At 57.0% G+C, this 19,682-nt stretch carries 14 protein-coding genes; 1 reads left to right on the top strand and 13 read right to left on the bottom strand.

Translation table 11 applies throughout. The annotated features are described in order from the left end of the window. Positions 1-49: 49 nt before the first annotated feature. The 4 genes from AC2D8U_RS10915 to AC2D8U_RS10900 form a co-directional block, all read right to left on the bottom strand. Positions 50-1,435, bottom strand: coding sequence for an FAD-binding oxidoreductase (locus AC2D8U_RS10915; RefSeq protein ID WP_484619082.1), 1,386 nt, complete (start codon positions 1,433-1,435; stop codon positions 50-52). 109 nt (positions 1,436-1,544) lie between these two features. Continuing rightward, on the bottom strand, positions 1,545-2,681 hold the full coding sequence (locus tag AC2D8U_RS10910; RefSeq protein ID WP_484619081.1) for a GGDEF domain-containing protein: 1,137 nt from the start codon (positions 2,679-2,681) through the stop codon (positions 1,545-1,547). 370 nt (positions 2,682-3,051) lie between these two features. Beyond that, positions 3,052-5,079 (bottom strand): M3 family metallopeptidase, encoded by a 2,028-nt coding sequence (locus AC2D8U_RS10905; protein ID WP_484619080.1) that lies wholly within the window; start codon positions 5,077-5,079, stop codon positions 3,052-3,054. A gap of 253 nt (positions 5,080-5,332) precedes the next feature. Beyond that, positions 5,333-7,171 carry an ATP-binding protein gene (locus tag AC2D8U_RS10900; protein ID WP_484619079.1) on the bottom strand — a complete coding sequence of 613 codons (1,839 nt, stop codon included), beginning with the start codon at positions 7,169-7,171 and terminating at the stop codon, positions 5,333-5,335. Positions 7,172-7,398: 227 nt separating this feature from the next. Here AC2D8U_RS10900 and AC2D8U_RS10895 point away from each other — a divergent pair, with 227 nt between their 5' ends. Then, positions 7,399-7,908 (top strand): glycine cleavage system transcriptional repressor, encoded by a 510-nt coding sequence (locus AC2D8U_RS10895; protein WP_484619078.1) that lies wholly within the window; start codon positions 7,399-7,401, stop codon positions 7,906-7,908. 69 nt (positions 7,909-7,977) lie between these two features. On the opposite strand, the gene AC2D8U_RS10890 is transcribed toward AC2D8U_RS10895, so the two are convergent. The 9 genes from AC2D8U_RS10890 to sdhC all read right to left on the bottom strand — a co-directional run bounded on the left by AC2D8U_RS10890 (position 7,978) and on the right by sdhC (position 19,342). Further along, positions 7,978-9,471 carry a DUF3360 family protein gene (locus AC2D8U_RS10890; RefSeq protein ID WP_484619077.1) on the bottom strand — a complete coding sequence of 498 codons (1,494 nt, stop codon included), beginning with the start codon at positions 9,469-9,471 and terminating at the stop codon, positions 7,978-7,980. 362 nt (positions 9,472-9,833) lie between these two features. Then, positions 9,834-10,706 (bottom strand): succinate--CoA ligase subunit alpha, encoded by an 873-nt coding sequence (gene sucD, locus AC2D8U_RS10885; RefSeq protein WP_484619076.1) that lies wholly within the window; start codon positions 10,704-10,706, stop codon positions 9,834-9,836. Further along, complete coding sequence (gene sucC, locus AC2D8U_RS10880; protein ID WP_484619075.1) at positions 10,706-11,872, bottom strand: ADP-forming succinate--CoA ligase subunit beta; 1,167 nt, start codon at positions 11,870-11,872, stop codon at positions 10,706-10,708. Before sucC ends, sucD begins: the two co-directional genes overlap by 1 nt. 95 nt (positions 11,873-11,967) lie before the next feature. Continuing rightward, a complete protein-coding gene (gene odhB / locus AC2D8U_RS10875; RefSeq protein ID WP_484619074.1) occupies positions 11,968-13,161 on the bottom strand; it encodes a 2-oxoglutarate dehydrogenase complex dihydrolipoyllysine-residue succinyltransferase in 1,194 nt (397 codons plus the stop codon). A gap of 24 nt (positions 13,162-13,185) precedes the next feature. Then, the gene (gene sucA / locus AC2D8U_RS10870; protein ID WP_484619073.1) at positions 13,186-15,993 is read right to left on the bottom strand and encodes a 2-oxoglutarate dehydrogenase E1 component; all 2,808 of its coding nucleotides are present in this window, start codon (positions 15,991-15,993) and stop codon (positions 13,186-13,188) included. A 126-nt stretch (positions 15,994-16,119) separates the two neighbouring features. Further along, positions 16,120-16,827, bottom strand: a complete 708-nt coding sequence (locus AC2D8U_RS10865; protein ID WP_484619072.1) for a succinate dehydrogenase iron-sulfur subunit — start codon at positions 16,825-16,827, stop codon at positions 16,120-16,122. Between the two features lie 14 nt (positions 16,828-16,841). Beyond that, a complete protein-coding gene (sdhA, locus tag AC2D8U_RS10860) occupies positions 16,842-18,602 on the bottom strand; it encodes a succinate dehydrogenase flavoprotein subunit (protein ID WP_484619071.1) in 1,761 nt (586 codons plus the stop codon). Then, a complete protein-coding gene (gene sdhD / locus AC2D8U_RS10855; protein ID WP_484619070.1) occupies positions 18,603-18,950 on the bottom strand; it encodes a succinate dehydrogenase, hydrophobic membrane anchor protein in 348 nt (115 codons plus the stop codon). Beyond that, positions 18,944-19,342: a succinate dehydrogenase cytochrome b556 subunit gene (sdhC, locus tag AC2D8U_RS10850; RefSeq protein WP_484619069.1), complete on the bottom strand. Its 399-nt coding sequence runs from the start codon at positions 19,340-19,342 to the stop codon at positions 18,944-18,946. Before sdhC ends, sdhD begins: the two co-directional genes overlap by 7 nt. Between the last annotated feature and the right edge of the window lie 340 nt (positions 19,343-19,682).

Below are 19,682 nucleotides of genomic sequence, written 5' to 3'. Positions count from 1 at the left end.
CACGCCCCTCGGTGGGCCCAAAGCCTGAGACCAGTGGCAAGCCGCCAGTCTAGTCCGGCTGAATATTTTGATTCAGATGGAGCAGATTCTGTGGATCATATTGTTTTTTCACCCGCTTGAGCCGGGCATAGTTGTCCAGATAGGCGTCCTCCACCCTGCCCCCTTCGTCGTCGGTCATGAAGTTGATGTAAGCCCCCTTGGAAGCATGGGGTTGGGCATCATGAAACAGCTGCCGAGACCAGTCGATACAGAGGCCATCATCGGCATGTTCATGCCAACGTGCATGGACATTCATCACATACTTGGCGTCCCGGGCACACCATGCGGTGGCCTCGGCGGGGATCTCATTGGGTTTGCCATCGATCAGGCCAAAGAACACCTCACACTCAGGGGCAGGCAGCTGTTTGGCATAGTGCACCGCTATCCCCACGAGCTCATCATTAAGTTCGGTAAAATTGTGGGTCTTCCAGTAGTTCCGTGCGCCGGCAGCCAACAGGGGATCGAAGGCCTGCTGCCACTGAGCAAACGGCATGGGGCCGATGTGCTCACCAACCGGCTCACCGAAGCCGCGAAGTTTATCCACCAGCTGCTTACCCTGCTCCAGATCGCCACTGTGACACACCGCCAGCACCAGCACCTTGCTGCCATGCACCGACTCGTCCAGGAAGGGCAACGGCGGTGCATGCCGCATCACCACCCAGACATTAAACGCCGCCGGGGTTGTTGGCATCAGATCCCGATACTGGCGCAGCACGGACTCGGCCTGCGCAAGAGGAAAGACCATCAGGCCGGCCAGCACCTCCGGGCCAATGGGGAACGCCTGAAAGTCCCAGCGGGTCACGATGCCAAAGTTGCCGCCGCCACCGCGCAGGGCCCAGAACAGCTCCGGATTCTCACTGCCACTGGCGTACAGGATCTCGCCCTCAACCGTGATCACTTCGGCACCTATCAAGGCATCGACCGTCATGCCAAAGCGTCGAGTCAGCCAGCCAAAGCCTCCGCCCAGAGTCAGGCCACTGATCCCGGTTGTGGAATTGATCCCCGTCGGCACCACCAGTCCATGCGCGGCAGTAGCAGCATCCAAAATGCCCAGGGTGACGCCTGGCTGGACAAAGACCTGTTTGGTCTGCGCCTCGACCGTCACATCCGTCATGCCACTGAGATCGATCATTAGCCCGCCATCGCAACTGGCATTACCGGCGATGTTATGACCTGCGCCCCGTACGGCGATCTCCAGACCGTGGTTTCGAGCAAAATTCAATGCGGCGATCACATCCGCCCTGTCCCAGCAACGCACGATCACCGCAGGACGCTTGTCAGCCATGGCATTCCATAGCTGACGTACATCCTCATATTCTTGATTCTCAGGGGTGAACAAGGTGCCGCCAAGCACTTGTCTCAGGGCCTGAACCTGATTGGGATCCAAGGGAGTCATCTGCATACCTCACGAGATAGAGGGGATCATCCCGGCAAGCGTAGACCATAGTCAGGCTTTCGCGGTCTGATGAGTGGTCAAGCTCTCAATAAGACAAGACAGAAAATGACTAAAGCAGGTACTCCACCCGATTACGCCCGTTTTGTTTGGCCCGATACAACGCCTGATCGGCACGGCAGTAAAGACCCTCCAAGGTGTCCTCTCCCTCGCACCAGGACGAAACACCGATGGACACCTGAATAGACAGCTTTACTCCGGCTTTCACCCTAATCGGCTCTCCCAACAGACCACTGTGGAAACGCCGTATCCGCTCCTCGACCCAATCTGAGACCGATACGGGGATCAACATGGCAAACTCCTCGCCACCAATGCGAGCGATCAGCGCCTCATCATCTATGCTTTCAATCAATTGCTGGGCCAGGTGACACAGCACCTCATCCCCTACCGGGTGGCCAAATTCATCATTGATCTGTTTGAAGTGATCCACATCCAACAGGAGCAGGTACAGGCTCTCCCCCCGCTCCTGTGCGCGACGGATGAAGGCGTTACCACACTCAAAGAAACGCCGACGGTTGGCCAAACCGGTCAAAGGGTCGGTAAATGCCAGGCGCTTGTACCTTTCGATCTTATCCTGTTGCTGGGTGAGATTGCTGACCAAGGTGCACACCGCAGGTTCACCCTCCCAGCTCAGACAAAAATCCACCATTTGCGCACGCAATCGGCTGCCGTTGACGGCCGGTAGCTCCTCCACGTGAAACTGGTTAACCCCTCCATTGGACATTAGGCTCCGATAATTCTCCTGCGCCTGTGGCCAGTGCGCCTCGCCGATCAGGGGACGCAACGAGTCCAGCGCCAGCACCTCGCAGGGAGCAGAAAAACCAAACAGCTGAGCGTAAGAATGATTCACAAACAAGGGCTTAAAATTGCGATGCACCACCAAGGCCATGGGCAGTCCCGCGACCAGTTCCTCAAGTTCCTGGAAGGCCGCGGGATAGATCAGGGTCAAGCGAACCCCTTCTGTCTCAATATCACGACCCGAGAGACAATACAGGGTTTGATCCGAGCCTAACACCAGCTGTCGCTGAACCTTACCGCTGCGTGCAAGGGCCGCCAGGATCGCCGGATCGCTGACGACATCGCATGCCGACTCATTGCTATTAAGTACTTCACTGCCCCGATGCAAAATCGCCTTTTCCGGCAACCATTCCAGCCAACGTTGTAACCTTTCTGGAGCGCTGAATAGCATCCTTCTCTCTTACCAAATCCCCACCCGAAGCAAAGGATTGTACCGAGGCAAAAAGAAGAAGAAAGATATTATTTTATCAATTAAACAATCAGTTACGTCATACCGTTATACTAGGACACCAGTAGTAACGCCGTTCACCTCGTAAGGTTCGAGGATCCATCTACTCAGGGTAAATAACTATGCATAGTGACTGAGGGACAGTCGAAAGCGTGCGATGAAATACCGCCTCAGGGTTCAATTCACAAGGGCCCTATCATCAAATTTCCAGAACTCACCCTCAGAGAATAGGGTCGATCGCCTACAGCAAGTAGGCGTGATCTCTGTAGCGCCGGGGCCATTGCAGCCCCGACTTAACCTTCCCTAAGCCGTCTCAGATCAAGCCGCGGTGATGCAGCAGCGCATCCACTTCGGGATCCCGGCCTCGGAACGCCTGATAGAGGCTTTGGGGCGCGACCGTATCACCGGACTCCAGTACCCGGCGTAACTTGCCTGCCAACACAGGATCAAAGATATCCCCAGCCTCCTTGAAAGCTTCAAAACCGTCACAATCCAGCACCGCCGAATAGAGGTAACTGTAATAGCCAGCACTGTAGCCGCCGGAAAAGATATGAGCGAACGCCGTCGAACGGTAACGGTAAGCAATGGCAGTAGGCAGTTGTATATGCTGAGCCACCTGTATTTCAAACGCTGGCACATCCTGTTCATCGGTCTGCTCCAATGTATGCCAAGCCATATCCAATAAGGCTGCCGCCAAAAACTCTCCGGTGGCAAACCCTTGATTGAATTGGCTGGCATCCAGGATTTTGGCTACCAAAGCCGGAGGGATCACCTCACCGGTTTCCACATGACGGGCGTACTGCGCCAGGACTTCCGGTTCGAGTGCCCAGTGTTCCAGGATCTGAGAAGGGAACTCGACAAAGTCCGTGGCCACGTTGGTTCCGGCCAATGAGGGGTAGTGGCATTGGCTCAGTAAGCCGTGCAACGCATGACCAAATTCATGGAACAGGGTCCTGACGTGTTCGAAATTCAACAGCACCGGAGAGCCGTCCTGGCTGGGAGGGAAATTACAAACGTTCTGAACTATGGGGCGCACCCTACCGTCAAACTCGGATTGCTCACGGAAGAGGGTCATCCAAGCCCCGCCACGTTTGCTGTCACGGGTAAGATAATCTCCGATAAAGGTCCCCAAGTAGCTGCCATCCTGATCCCGCACCTTCCATGCCCGGGCCTGAGGGTGATACAAACAGGCATCGGCCATCGGTTCAAACACCAGGCCATAGAGTCGATTCGCCACATAGAAGGCCCCCTGGATCACACTCTCCAGGCTGAAGTAAGGCATCAATTCGGCATCGTCCAGTTGATACTTCTGCTGACGTAACTGCTCTGCGTAATACCACCAGTCCCAACCCGCCAACTGGAAGTCACTCCCTTCGGCGTTGATCATCCCCTGCAACTCGGCCTGCTCCATCTGGGCCCGCTTTAGGGTATTCCGCCATACGGTGACCATAAGCTCGTTAGCCGCCTCCGCACTGGCCACCATCTTATCTTCCAGGGCGTAATGGGCATGGTGCCGATAGCCCAGCAATTGAGCACGTTCGGCTCGCAGCGCCGCCTGGCGACGCAAGTTCGCCTTATTATCCTTGTCGTTGTCGTTATCAGCACGATTAAGATACCCCTGATACAGGGCCTCTCGGTGGGGCCGGCTCTGGGCATAGGTCAGGAAAGGATAGAGAACGGTGCGATCACACCCAAAGGCCCAGCTGTTTGGCCGTCCTAGAGACTCGGCCTTAGAGGCTGCGGCGGCAACCATCCCATCAGGCAGGCCTGCCAGTTCAGAGGGGTGATGGATATACAGAACAAAGTCATTGTTTTCATTCAGCAAGTTCTGAGCAAATTCAATATTCAGAGTCGCCAGCTCAGCGTTGATCTGAGCAAACCGCTCCTTGGCCTCTCCCGACAGCTTCGCGCCGCCCCGGACGAACTGCTGATAGCGCTTCTCCAACAGGCGGGCGGCTTCTCCCTCCAATGCTCCACGACGACGATAAACCGCTTCAAGGCGAGCAAACAGGGCCGGCTCCATCCGGATCGCGTCATAATGGGCGCTGATCTTAGGACCAAACTCCTGCTCTATCGCCTGGCGCTGAGGATTGGTATCGGTTCCCGCCAGGTTACAAAACAGGCGCCAGATCCGAGTCAGGTCGGCACCGGCTCGCTCAAGCGCTTCCAGGGTATTGGCATAGTCTGGCTCCTCGCACTGAGCCAGGATCGCATCGATCTCCTCGCGATGGCGAGCCATCGCCTGCTCAAGTGCCGGAGCAAAGTGCTCATCCCGGATCTGTGCAAACGGCGGTAAGCTATCCGGGCCGTCGAATTGGATCAAAAGAGGGTTACTGCTCAAAGCCACACTCCTTGAATGAAAAAAAAAGACAGCATAACGCCTTTTTATCCAGACTGGGAGTCAACCCACGAGTGAGAGAGGTTACCACTAGTAATGCTCAAATTATCACCACAAACCCCTCTTGACGGGCGACTTTTTCAGCGAAAAACATCGAGTCTGCTGTTTTTATACCATCCCACTCGAGGCAAATTGGTCGATTTTTAGCCATTTTATGTTGGATTATTTCAAGCTTTCATGCCTGACATTGAGTCAGTCAACCGCAATCACTGATGACCAACATCCGTTGTAATCCCCTTTCCAGGGTATCCAAAGTCACGGGCTTAGTTAAAAAGTCATCCATCCCAGCATCCCGGCACAGGTGCTCATCCTGGGCCGTGACATTCGCGGTGATGGCGATGATCAACGCATGCTTGCTCCGCCCGCTGCGGATCTTCCTGGTCGCGGTGAATCCGTCCATCACGGGCATCTGGCAATCCATCAGGATCACGTCATACGTGCTCTGTTCCGCCTGCTCCACCGCCTCATAACCGTTTTCACACAGAGTCGGTGCACTGGCTCCCAGACGTTGAAGAAACACCTTCATCAACGCTTGGTTACTGCGATTGTCCTCGACCAACATCACCTTAAGCTTCGCCAACAGCCTATTGCCAGGGAGGTGATTCGATCGATGCTCGACCTGTCTACGGTCCTGCCCATAACATAAGGGCACCCGCAGGAAAAAAGTACTGCCCTTCTCCGGCTCTGACACCACACTCAATTCCGCTTTCATCAAGTCCGCCAGTTTTTTACTGATCGCCAGGCCCAGACCTGTTCCACCAAAACGCCGGGTCACCGAAGTGTCAGCCTGGGAATAGGCATCAAAAATCGTCCCAAGCACACCGGACTCGATCCCTATCCCCGTATCCTTAACGGCCAGCATCAACTCAAATTGACTCTCACTGCACGACTGAGCACGCACACTGACCGTCACCGTACCGTTAGGGCTGAACTTGATGGCGTTACTCAGCAGATTATTGAGGATCTGCCCCAACCGATTCTCATCCCCATTGGCAAACGCAGGCAGATCCTCATCCAGATCACTCAAAAGTGTCACATTGTTTGCCAGTGCCTGCCCCGAGAAGGCAGCAATCCGGTGCTGCAGCGACGTGGCCAAAGGAAAGTTGACCGGGGCCAGTTCCATCTTGTTGGAATCCAGCTTGGAGAAATCCAGCACTTCATCGACCGTCTGCAACAAGGCATAAGAGGCATTGGCTATATGAGTGAGATGATCCTGCATCGAGCCATTAAACTGCTCCCGATCCTGCACCATCACATCGACAAAGCCGATGATGGCGTTGATCGGCGTGCGGATCTCATGACTGGCATTCGCCATAAATTCACTTCGAGCCAGCAGAGCCTTGCGCAAGCGGCGATTGAGCTCCTCGTCACTCTTCTGTCTGGAAAACAATTCATTATCTGTATCCCGAAGCGCCTCGACTAAACCGGAGAGCTCGCTGTCACGGGTGAGCTTAGTAACAAACTGGGTCTGGCCACTGCCAAGTTTCGGGAGTTGCTTAAAGATCTCCCCCAAAGGCCGAAGGAACAATTGCGCGACATACAGGTAGGTACAGAAAAAGCCAGCGCACAGGAAGGCCAGTGCGATCACCAGGCGTAAAAGCAGATCATCAACAAAATCGGACGCATCATGGGAGAGGGAGTAATCTACCTTCGCCTCCGCAAGACTCAATTCTCCCTCGGTGGTAAAGCAGCGATTGACGGGATCAAAGGGCAAAAAACCATACGGTGGAGTACAAGCCTGGGCTCCCTCTGTGCGGCGATAGCGAAATGCATCCTTCAATCCCCCTAAGCTGAAGACACCATAGTCCACCTGACTGTGCTCAACCAGAAGCCGAGAGATCCGCTCCTGAGCCAGGCTGACTTCGGCACCGCGGTTCAACAGACTCTCCCCTTGCTGGTTAAGGAGTTGATGCAGTTGCGTCTGTCGCCACTGATAATGGTGCTGCACCGTCCAAAACAACACTAAAACCACCAGCGCCATACACACTATGGTGATGGCACTAAACAGTTTGAGGGTGAGTGTATGTACTTGCATGCTGATAGCGCCTCCTTGCACGGCCGGCCCAACCACATCTCCCGAGCAGTTCGATCACAGTCTAGTTCAGCCACGCATTGATCAGGAGCCGATAGCACTAAGAGTGTACTTTTCTTATGGTACAGGGCCCCAAAACCAGGGCAGGGTCATGAACTTGGTTACAGGGTGCATAGTCATCAGCGGGTGAGTTACACTGATCTTGAGAGCCAAAAAGCAGGAGAAAGGGAATGAACAGCCGATTTATCATCAGTGTCATCGGCCCAGATACACCGGGGCTACTCAAACAGCTGGCGGAGTTGACCCATGCCCGAGGAGGGCGCTGGCTCAACAGCAAGCTCAATAACATGGATGGCCGCTTTATCGCCCTGATAAAACTGGAGGTTCCCTCCGACAAGGCCCCCGAACTTCAGGCTGCGCTACAGGCTTTGGACGAAATTCAGGTCTATATCCACGAGATCGCCACCCCCAGCGATCTGCCTTCGGTACCCGTGGCTTTTCGCATCGATGCCGATGACCAGTTGGGTCTGGTGAATGACATCACCCAGTTGATGGCCAGCCACAACATCAACATCAACCTGTTTGACAGCCATCGCCTTGCCGTATCAGATACGGGGCAAAACCTGTTTACCGCCAAGCTGGAGGTCACCATGCCTGCTGAGCTGGATGCGGGGGAGTTGGCCAAGGAGATGGAAGCCCTGCATGACCACCTGGTGGTCAAAACGATCCCGGCCTTATAACTCCCGGGCAAGGGGGAACGGCCACAAAAAAGGCGCTGCCAATGCAGCGCCTTTTTTCGTTGGTGCAGCTTACAGGAAGCTGGCAATGCCGTATTGCGGCTCCAACATGCCTACGGCCAGCATGGCCACCAGGCAGATCACCAGCACCCCGGCAGGGATCACGATGCGGTCGATCTTGGACAGTTTGGCCGGACGCTCTTTGTCACCGATCAGGCCATTGTTATCCAGCAGCATGGTCAGGGCCCAGGCCAATACCGGGTTGGTCACGGCCGCAGCGAATACACAGATCCCCGCAGACTGGGAGTCCTTGCTGTCTTTGATCATCTGCATACCGGCTTCCAGCAACGGCAGGAAGACCCCTACCAACAGGGCAACGCGCATTACCGGAGGCCAAACCGCAGCATCCATTGGGAAGCCCAGGTAGGCCACCAGGATACACAGGGAGCCCAGCAGGATCGCCCCGCCCGGGATCGGGCGTTTGGCGATGGCGGCCGGGATCATGTAGGTGCCCCAGGAGGAGGTGATGTTACAGCCACCAACGGCAGTACCCACCATCTGACGAACGGAACAAGCGGTCATGGTGTCATCCACATCCATCAGCACACGGTCGGTCTTCTTCGGGTAGTTCAACTCTTGGAAGATACGGTGGCCCAGGAAGTCAGGGGACCACATGGCAACCGCCAGGATGGCGAACGGCAGAGACGCAATAAAATGGCTCGCATTGGGCAGGCCCAGCATCCAGCCCTGCTCGGTGCTTCCCCACCAGTAAACCGGGTTCAGATTTGGCAGGCCAGTAGGCGTCTCAAAGGTCAGATCAAAACCGGCGCCCAGACCCAGTGCAATGAACAGACCGGTGGCCGCACAGGCCGGGATCGCCAACCAGCGTTTGCCGACCTTGGCCAGGAAAGCGTATAGCACGATGGTCACCGCCAGCACGACCAAACCGACATGCCCCATGCCGATACCCTTGGACCAGCTCTGGATATCACCGATCTGGCTCATCGCTCCGGTAAAGCCAAGGAACACAAGCAGGCCCCCGGCTACCCCTTCACTGGTGAGGTTCACCAGTTTGGAGCCCCCTTTAAAGTAACTGAGCAACAGGCCGAAGATCCCAAGCAGGATGGCCAGGGCCAGTGGGTGGGCACCGGCCAGGGCGATCGCCCCGATCAGCGGGATCATCGGACCATGGTTACCGGCGAGGTTAGCACGCGGGTTCAAGAAACCGGAGGCGAGGATACAAAACAGCAATGCCGGGATCAGCATCTCGACTCGGGCGACTTCGATGGCGAAGGCTTTGCCCAGCTCGATGTGTTCCCAGCGGGCGCTCAGGCCTTCGGCCCACGCCATGCCTACGGCGGAGTACATCGCAATAATGCCGATGGTACCGGCCAGGGCTGGAACCAGGTCTTCCCACTCAAAGCGGAAATCCCGGCCCGGCAAGTTCAGGCCCCATCGACGGGGTTTCATAATTTGAAGTTCGTGATCCAGGTAATCACTCCGGGACTCGAACTCGCTGCTAGGGCGATGTAACTCGCGATAGCTCTTTTCTTGGTTTTCCTGCATCGGATAACCGCTCCACGTTTCTTAAGAATCAAATAAATTCTGGCGAGCACTGATGCACCATGCCGTGCTGTTAGACACAGTGACAGTCAGTATAGTTATGCGGCGTATTTTGGACGCTTCCCAGAAGGTTTCCGTGATCCGGATCCAATGTCCGACCAATTGACCAGCTAAAGTAATAGATTTTCACCACTTAGGGAAAAATACCGTTTAAAAACGATTTTCACACACGGCATTTTCGTAATTTAACAACATGTGATTGTTTACCGAGAACGAGCTTTCCTTCACGTCGTCAAACAACAGGTCATCGCGGGCGCAAAAAAACCCACCTCGAAGGGTGGGTTTGTGACTCGCTGGCGAGGGTATTACCAGCCCGTCATGTCCCGAAGGGCCTTACCGATGTCAGCCAGCGAACGTACGGTGCGGACACCGGCGTCTTCCAGGGCTGCAAACTTCTCATCGGCCGTGCCTTTACCCCCGGCGATGATGGCGCCGGCATGGCCCATCCGCTTGCCCGGAGGTGCCGTCACACCGGCGATGTAGGAGACCACTGGCTTGGTCACGTTGGCCTTGATGTAGGCCGCCGCTTCCTCTTCCGCCGTGCCGCCAATCTCACCGATCATCACGATCGCCTCGGTCTGGGGATCGTTCTGGAACATGGCCAGGATATCGATGAAGTTGGAGCCGGGGATCGGATCGCCGCCAATACCCACACAGGTCGACTGGCCGAAGCCTTCGTCTGTGGTCTGCTTGACCGCCTCGTAGGTCAGGGTGCCAGAGCGGGAGACAATGCCCACCTTGCCCGGCTTGTGGATGTGACCGGGCATGATGCCGATCTTGCACTCGCCGGGGGTGATCACGCCGGGGCAGTTGGGGCCGATCATGCGCACGCCTGCCTGATCCAGCTTGACCTTCACATCCAGCATATCCAGGGTGGGAATGCCTTCGGTGATGGTGACAATCAGCTCAATGCCAGCGTCGATCGCCTCGAGGATGGCGTCCTTACAGAAGGGAGCCGGGACGTAGATCACCGAGGCGGTGGCACCGGTGGCTTCCACCGCTTCGCGCACGGTGTTGAACACCGGCAGGCCCAGGTGGGTGGTGCCGCCTTTGCCCGGGGACACGCCGCCGACCATCTGGGTTCCGTACTCAATGGCCTGCTCGGAGTGGAAGGTGCCCTGGCCGCCGGTAAAACCCTGGCAGATCACCTTGGTGTCTTTGTTGATCAAAACGCTCATTACTGGGCCTCCGCTGCTTGAACCACTTGTTGCGCCGCGTCCGTCAGGCTGTTGGCCGCAATAATGTTGAGACCGGACTCGGCCAGCACCTTGCTGCCCAGTTCGGCGTTGTTGCCTTCGAGGCGGACCACGACGGGCACTTTCACACCCACCTCTTCCACCGCACCGATGATCCCTTCGGCGATCAGATCACAGCGCACGATGCCACCGAAGATGTTGACCAGTACCGCTTTGACGTTGTCATCGGAAAGGATGATCTTAAACGCCTCGGTCACCCGCTCCTTGGTGGCGCCACCGCCCACATCCAGGAAGTTGGCCGGGCTGCCGCCGTGCAAGTTGACGATGTCCATGGTGCCCATGGCCAGGCCCGCACCGTTGACCATGCAACCGATGTTGCCATCCAGTGCCACATAGTTCAGCTCCCACTGGGCGGCGTGGGCTTCACGCTCATCCTCTTGGGACGGGTCATGCATCTCCCGCACACTCTTCTGACGATACAGGGCGTTGGAGTCGATGTTGATCTTGCCATCGAGGCAGTGCAGGTTGCCCTGCCCGGTGATCACCAGGGGATTGATCTCCAGCAATGCAAAATCCAGATCCAGGAACATCTGTCCCAGGCCCAGGAAGATCTTGGTGAACTGCTTGATCTGATCGCCTTTCAAGCCCAGCTTGAAGGCCAATTCGCGCCCTTGGTAGGCCTGGGGACCCACCAGAGGATCAATGGCGGCCTTGTGGATCAGCTCCGGAGTTTCCTCGGCCACCTTCTCGATCTCAACACCGCCCTCGGTGGACGCCATAAACACTACGCGCTGGGTGCCACGATCGACCACGGCGCCCAGGTACAGCTCCTTGGCGATATCCGTACACTCTTCTACCAGGATCTTCGCCACCGGCTGACCCGCGGCATCGGTCTGATAGGTCACCAGGTTCTTACCCAGCCAATTTTGCGCAAACTCGCGGATCTCATCCTTGCTGGAGGCCAGCTTAACGCCCCCGGCTTTACCACGGCCACCGGCGTGGACCTGGCATTTCACCACCCACTTGTCGCCACCAATTTTACTGGCCGCTTCGGCGGCTTCCTGAGGGGTGTCACATGCAAAACCTTCGGAGACGGGCAGACCGTACTCGGCGAAGATCTGCTTAGCCTGATACTCATGCAGATTCATGTTGTTCTATCCGTTTTACTTCTCTCGTCCTTCCGATTGTCTTTAAAAGACAACCACTTGGGTAGGGGCATGTTGCCATGCCCCCATACTTTTAATTAGATATCCAACAGCAGACGAGTCGGATCTTCCAGTAACTCCTTGATAGTTACAAGGAAACCGACCGACTCACGGCCATCGACGATGCGGTGATCGTAAGACAGCGCCAGGTACATCATCGGCTGGATCTGCACCTGACCGTCTACGGCCATGGGCCGATCCTTGATGGCGTGCATCCCCAGGATGGCGCTTTGTGGCGGGTTGATGATGGGGGTCGACATCAGGGAGCCGAACACGCCGCCATTGGTGATGGTGAAGTTGCCACCGGACAACTCATCAACGGTCAATTTCCCGGCCTGGCCCTTGACCGCCAGCTCCTTGATCCCTTTTTCGATCTCGGCCACCGACAGCTTGTCGGCATCCCGCAGCACCGGCGTCACCAAGCCACGAGGGGTGGACACCGCGATGCTGATGTCGAAGTAGTTGTGGTAGATGATGTCATCACCATCAATGGAGGCGTTGACCTCGGGGTAGCGCTTGAGCGCTTCGACCACGGCCTTGACATAGAAAGACATAAAACCCAATCGAATGCCGTGGCGCTTCTCGAAGATCTCCTGATACTGCTTACGCAGCGTCATGATGGGCGCCATATTGACCTCGTTGAAGGTGGTCAACATGGCAGTGGAGTTCTTCGCGTCCAGCAGTCGCTCGGCGATGCGCTTGCGCAGACGGGTCATCGGCACCCGCTTCTCGGTGCGATCCCCCAGTTCGGGGGCCGGAGCCTTGGCCTGCTGGGCTGGGGCCGACGGTGCCGTGTCCTTATTCTGAACAAAGGCTTCCACGTCTTCTTTGGTGATGCGACCACCGACACCTGTGCCTTTAAGCTGTGCCACATCCAAGTTGTGCTCGGCGACCAACCGACGTACCGAGGGGCTCAGGGCCTCACTGCTGTGTTCTGATCCCGGGGCTTCTGGCGTGGAGGCTTCCTCCTTGGTCACTTCCTGACCCGCCTTGGCGCCGGCAATAAAGTTGGCGATCACCTGCTCGGCCAACACGGTCTCCCCTTCATTATTGAGGATCTCCCCCAGGGCGCCGTCTTCCGGCGCTGGGACTTCCAATACCACCTTATCGGTTTCAATATCGACCAGAACCTGATCCCGGCTAACCGCTTCTCCCGGCTGTACGTGCCAGGTGGCGATGGTGGCATCGGCGACCGACTCAGGCAGTACGGGAACTTTGATTTCGATGCTCATTATCTATCAATCCTTGTTAAGTACTTACTTCAGGTTGAGCGCGTCGTTGACCAACGCCTGTTGTTGTTTGTTGTGAACCGAGACGTAGCCCACTGCGGGCGCAGCCGAGGCTTCTCGCCCTGCATAGGTCAACTGCCCCCGTGGCGGGATCGCCTGCCAGAAGTGGTGCTGACTGCAGTACCAGGCGCCTTGATTCTGAGGCTCTTCCTGACACCAGACAAAGTCGGTCACATGCTGGTAGTCCGCCAGCACCTTGGCCATCTCCTCGGCCGGGAAGGGGTAGAGCTGCTCCACCCGGATCAGGGCGACATTGCTTAGCTCTTCGCGGCGGCGTTTTTCCAGCAGATCGAAATAGACCTTGCCAGCGCAGAACACCACGCGGTTGACACCGGCAGGATCCAGCTCGTCACATTCACCAATCACGTTCTGGAAGGTACCGCTGGCCAACTCATCCAGCGTGCTGATGGCCAAGGGGTGGCGCAGCAGGGACTTGGGACTCATCACCACCAGGGGGCGACGCATCGGGCGCAGGGTCTGACGGCGGATCATGTGGTAGACCTGAGCTGGCGTGGTGGGCACACACACCTGCATATTGTGATTGGCACACAGCTGGAGGAAACGTTCCAAGCGTGCGGAGCTGTGCTCCGGCCCCTGCCCTTCATAACCGTGGGGCAGCAGCAGGGTCAGGCCACATTGGCGCCCCCACTTCTGCTCACCGGAGCTGAGGAACTGATCGATCACGACCTGGGCGCCATTGGCAAAGTCACCAAACTGAGCCTCCCACATGGTCAGGCCCGAGGGCTCTGCCGTGGCATAGCCGTACTCAAACGCCAACACCGCGGCTTCCGACAGCACCGAGTCGTGGATCTCGATAGGCCCCTGTTTCTCGGCAATATGCCGCAGCGGCATATAGGTCGTCGCGTTATCCTGGTTATGCAACACCGCATGACGGTGGAAGAAGGTGCCACGACCGGAGTCCTGACCGGTCAGACGGACCCGGTAACCATCCTCCAGCAAGGTGGCATAGGCCAGGATCTCGGCCATCCCCCAGTCCAGAGGCTTATCCCCCGCCGCCATCGCTTCACGATCCTTGTAGATCTTGGCGACCCGGGATTGCAGTGTGTGGGATTCCGGAAAGTCGGTGAGTGCGGCCCCCAGAGTCTGCAGGCGCTCAACGGACACCTTGCTCTCCCAGGGCGCATTCCAGTCATGGCCCAGGAAGGGGGTCCAGTCCACCGAATGTTCGGTCATCACCCGCCACTCGGGCACCACACAGTCACCGTGATCGAGCTGATCACGATAGGTGTTGATCTGCTCGGTCACCTCTTCGGCACTCATCACCTGCTGGGCAATCAAGCGGTCAGCATAGATCTTGCGGGGCGTCGGATGCTTCTTGATCTTCTGGTACATAAGCGGCTGGGTCGCATTGGGCTCATCCGCCTCGTTATGACCATGGCGACGGTAGCAGATCAGATCGATGAACACATCCCGGCCAAACTCGTAACGGAAATCCACCGCCAACTGAGCCACAAACGCCACCGCCTCAGGGTCGTCCGCGTTCACATGGAACACCGGTGCCTGCAGCATCTTGGCGATGTCGGTACAGTATTCGGTCGAACGGGTATCCTGAGGGTTGGATGTGGTAAAGCCCACCTGGTTGTTGATCACCACGCGGATCGCACCGCCAATATGGAAACCTCGGGTCTGGGACATGTTGAGGGTTTCCTGCACCACCCCCTGGCCTGCGATGGCGGAATCGCCATGGATGGTGATGGGCATCACCAGCTTGCCGCTGTCGCAGTTGCGACGATCCATCCGCGCCCGCACCGAGCCCATCACCACAGGGGCAACGATCTCCAGGTGCGAAGGGTTAAACGCCAGCGCCAGGTGGACATTGCCCCCTGGAGTGGCAAAGTCTGAGCTGAACCCCTGGTGATACTTCACATCACCACTGCCCAGGGCCTCATCGTGCTTGCCGGCAAACTCATCAAACAGATCCCCGGGCTTTTTCCCCAGGATGTTGACCAGCATATTAAGACGGCCACGGTGCGCCATGCCCACCACCACTTCCTTGGCACCCTGATCACCGGCACGGTAGATCAGCTCCCGCATCATGGGCACCATGGCGTCGCCACCCTCCAACGAAAAGCGCTTGGCACCGGGGAATTTGGCCCCCAGGTATTTCTCCAGCCCCTCGGCGGCATTGAGGCCGGACAGGAGCCGCACCTTATTATCACTGTCGAAACTTGGCTGACCCAGCACCGATTCGAGACGCTGCTGGATCCAGCGTTTCTCGTCGGTATTGGTGATGTGCATGTATTCGGCACCAATATGACCGCAGTAGGTCTTGGTCAGGTTGTCGACCAGTTCACCCAGCTTCATGGTCTCGCCACCATAGGCGTAGGAACCTGTGTTGAACTCCCGCCCCAGATCATCGACGGTCAAACCATGGTGCATGGGATCCAGCTCAACCACGGGATCGCGCTTCCACAGATCCAGGGGATCCAACTTCGCCGCCTGATGGCCTCGGAAACGGTAGGCATTGATCAACTGCAACACGCGAACCTGTTTCTCCGACAGTTCCGGATCCACCGTGGTCTTCTTGGAGCGATTGCTGTCGAGCGCGACTTCTCGGAAATAATCCCGGATCCGCGTATGGCCTACATCGGCGACCGCACCCTCGCCAGGCAGCTCGGCAAAGATCGCCTGCCACTCCTGACCGACGGCACTGGGATCATCCAGATAGGCCTCATACAACTCTTCGATATAGGCTGCATTCGCTCCGGCAAAATGGGAGCTCGCCTGCCAGGCCTTGAGGGAATCCTGTTGCATTCTTGTTCCTTTCGCTTCTCGCGCCCGGGATCGCGACACTCCGGGCAATATATAGAAAAGCCACGCCTTTGCGTAACAAAGCGTGGCCTCCCTTATCAGTTCATAACGCCAACCGCGCCAGTCATATCAGACCGCGCGATTCAGCAGCATAGACTTGATGTGGCCAATCGCCCTGGTGGGGTTGAGCCCCTTGGGACAGACGTTGACGCAGTTCATGATGCCATGACAGCGGAATACGCTAAAGGCATCATCCAGCTCAGACAGTCGCTCATCCGTGGCCGTATCCCGGCTGTCCACCAGGAAGCGGTACGCATGCAGCAAGCCGCTGGGCCCGACAAACTTATCCGGGTTCCACCAGAATGATGGGCAGGCCGTGGAGCAGCAGGCGCACAGGATGCACTCATACAGGCCATCGAGTTTCTCGCGCTCCTCGGGAGACTGCAGATTTTCCCGGGCCGGCGTTTTCCCGTCGTTGATCAGATATGGCTTGATCTTCTCATACTGGGTGTAGAACTGGGTCAGATCCACCACCAGATCCCGAACCACAGGCATACCCGGCAGCGGCCGGATCTGCAGCTTCTTACCCTGGAAGGTGGAGATGGGTGTAATGCAGGCCAGGCCATTCTTGCCGTTCATATTGATGCCGTCGGAGCCACAGACCCCCTCACGACAGGAGCGACGGAACGACAGGCTGGGATCCTGCTCCTTAAGCAGCAGGAGCACATCCAACACCATCATGTCGGCGCCATCCGGCAGATCCAGGGTGTAGTCCTGCATCGTGGGGCGGTTGTCGGTCTCCGGATTGTAGCGGTAGACAGAAACGTCCAATTTCATCGTCTGTCCCCTCCTTAGTAAGTACGCACTTTTGGCGGGAAGGCTTCACGCAGTTTTGGCGTCATATTGACATCGCGCTTGCTCATCTCACCCGTCAGCGGGTTGTACAGGCTATGGCACAGCCAGTTCTCGTCATCCCGTTCGGTAAAGTCTTCACGGGAGTGGGCACCGCGACTCTCGGTGCGGAAGTTGGCCGCCTTCGCCGTGGCGATGGCGGTCTCCATCAGGTTGTCCAGTTCCAGACACTCGATACGCTGGGTGTTAAACGCCTTGGAGGTGTCAGACAGCTTGGCGCTCTCCAGGCGACCGGCGATCGCCTTGAGCTGCTCCAGCCCTTCAGCCATCGCCTCGCCCTGACGGAACACGGAGAAGTTGAGTTGCATGCACTGCTGCAGATCTTTGCGGATCTGTACCGGATCCTCGCCGTTGCCATTTTTACTGGACTCCCAGCGGTTCAAACGGCTGAGGCTGGCTTCCAGATCAGACTCGGAGGCATCACGGGCTTCGCCCTGAGCGTCCAGGGTCTCACCCAGGTGCATACCGGCCGCACGACCGAACACCACCAGATCCAGCAGGGAGTTGCCGCCCAGGCGGTTGGCGCCATGGACCGATACGCAGGCGATCTCACCCACCGCCAGCAGGCCCTGGATCGGCTTCTCATCAGCCCCCACTACCTGGCCATTCACATTGGTGGGGATCCCCCCCATCATGTAGTGACAGGTGGGGATCACCGGAATGGGCTCCACCACGGGATCCACGTGGGCAAAGGTTCGGGACAGCTCACAGATGCCCGGCAGGCGGGACTCCAGCACTTCTTTGCCCAGATGATCCAGTTTCAGCTTGGCGTGAGGTCCCCAGGGACCATCACAACCTCGGCCTTCGCGGATCTCGGTCATGATGGAGCGCGCGACCACGTCCCGTCCGGCGAGATCTTTGGCGTTGGGCGCGTAACGCTCCATAAAGCGCTCACCGTCCTTGTTCAGCAGGTAGCCGCCTTCACCGCGACACCCTTCGGTCACCAGCACACCGGCACCGGCGATCCCCGTGGGGTGAAACTGCCACATCTCCATATCCTGCACCGGCACGCCCGCCCGCAGCGCCATGCCGACCCCGTCACCGGTATTGATGTGGGCGTTGGTGGTGGAGGCGTAGATCCGCCCGGCACCACCGGTGGCCAGCACCGTGGCCTTGGATTTGAAGTAGACGATCTCACCGGTTTCGATATCGATGGCGGTGGCACCCACCACGGCGCCATCCTGGTTTTTCACCAGATCCAGGGCGTACCACTCGGAGTACACCTCGGTTTTATTCTTAACGTTTTGCTGGTAGAGGCAGTGCAGCAGGGCATGACCGGTTCGATCCGCCGCTGCCGCCGTCCGGGCCGCCTGCTCGCCGCCAAAGTTCTTGGACTGGCCACCGAAGGGGCGCTGATACACCTTGCCGTTTTCAAAACGGGAGAAGGGCAAGCCCATATTTTCCATCTCGATAATGGCTTCAGGCCCGGTCTTACACATGTACTCGATGGCGTCCTGATCTCCGATGTAATCGGAGCCCTTGACCGTGTCGTACATGTGCCATTCCCAGTTGTCCTCATGGGCATTACCCAGCGCCACGGTGATCCCGCCCTGGGCGGAGACCGTGTGGGAGCGAGTCGGGAATACCTTGGAGAGCAGAGCACAGGACTTGCCCTCTTTGGAGATCTGCAGCGCGGCACGCATGCCCGCGCCCCCGGCGCCAATCACAATGGCATCAAATTCTTTTACTGGAATAGTCACTTACACACCCCACAGGATCACAACACCGGCGAACATGTACGCCAGCAGAACCAGATTTATGCCAAACTGCAAGAAGGCGCGCAGGCCTACCGGTTTGATGTAATCGGTCAGCACTTGCCACAGACCAATCCAGCCATGGATCAACACCGCCAGCAGGGCAAGCAGGGTATAAACCTTCATGGCGATGCCGGAAAACAGGCCCTGCCAACTACTGAAGGTGATCTCCGGGGTACAGACCAGATAACCCACCATAAAGATCAGGTAACTGGCCAATACCAGGGCACTGGCCCGCAGGAGAACAAAGTCATGGACGCCACTGCGCCCCAGGGTTGCCGCGTTCCTTACCATAACCAGATCCCCGCCAATACGGACAAGAGTGCGGCCAGGGCGAAGGCCACCCGGGCAGAGTTGTTACCACTTTCCATCGAGCCTTCGAAATACCCTAAATCCATCAACAGGTGACGAACGCCACTGCATAGGTGATAGGCAAAGGCCGTCAGGATCCCCCAAAACACCAGCTTGGCGAAGGGTGAGCCCAATAATTGGGAAACGGTTTCGAACCCGGAAGCGGATTCAAGGGAGGTGGCCAGCAGCCACAGGACGACGGCAATTGAGACGAAGAGTACAACACCGGATACCCGATGCAGGATCGATGCAATCGCCGTTGCCGGAAATTGGATCTGTTGCAGATCCAGATAGACAGGTCTTTGCTTATTCACGTTCTGCTCACTCAGCTCCATTGAGCAAATAGTTATCGTTTTATCCTGCTGAACGCGACACCACCCTGTCCCGATAAAAAACAGAACTTACTGCCATCGTTCAGCCCCCTCTTAGTGCGATTTAAGTGCAACAAATCTACTACCTTTGTCGCGCTCTAATCGGTTCGGACTAGCCAATAAAACCCTTGCTGGCGAGCCTTCCCCGGAGGGTCGCGGCCAGTATACACCGCACAAAAACAAATACAAACATCACATTTTTACCAACTATGAGATGTGTGAATTGTTTTCAGAAATGTCAGAAAGATCCAAGTCAAGCGAATGTAACTCAATGGTCACGCCTTTATTGCACGGATGAATGCGA

This window comes from Ferrimonas sp. YIN67, from assembly GCF_057219095.1.
This window is presented reverse-complemented; position numbering and strand designations above follow the sequence as displayed.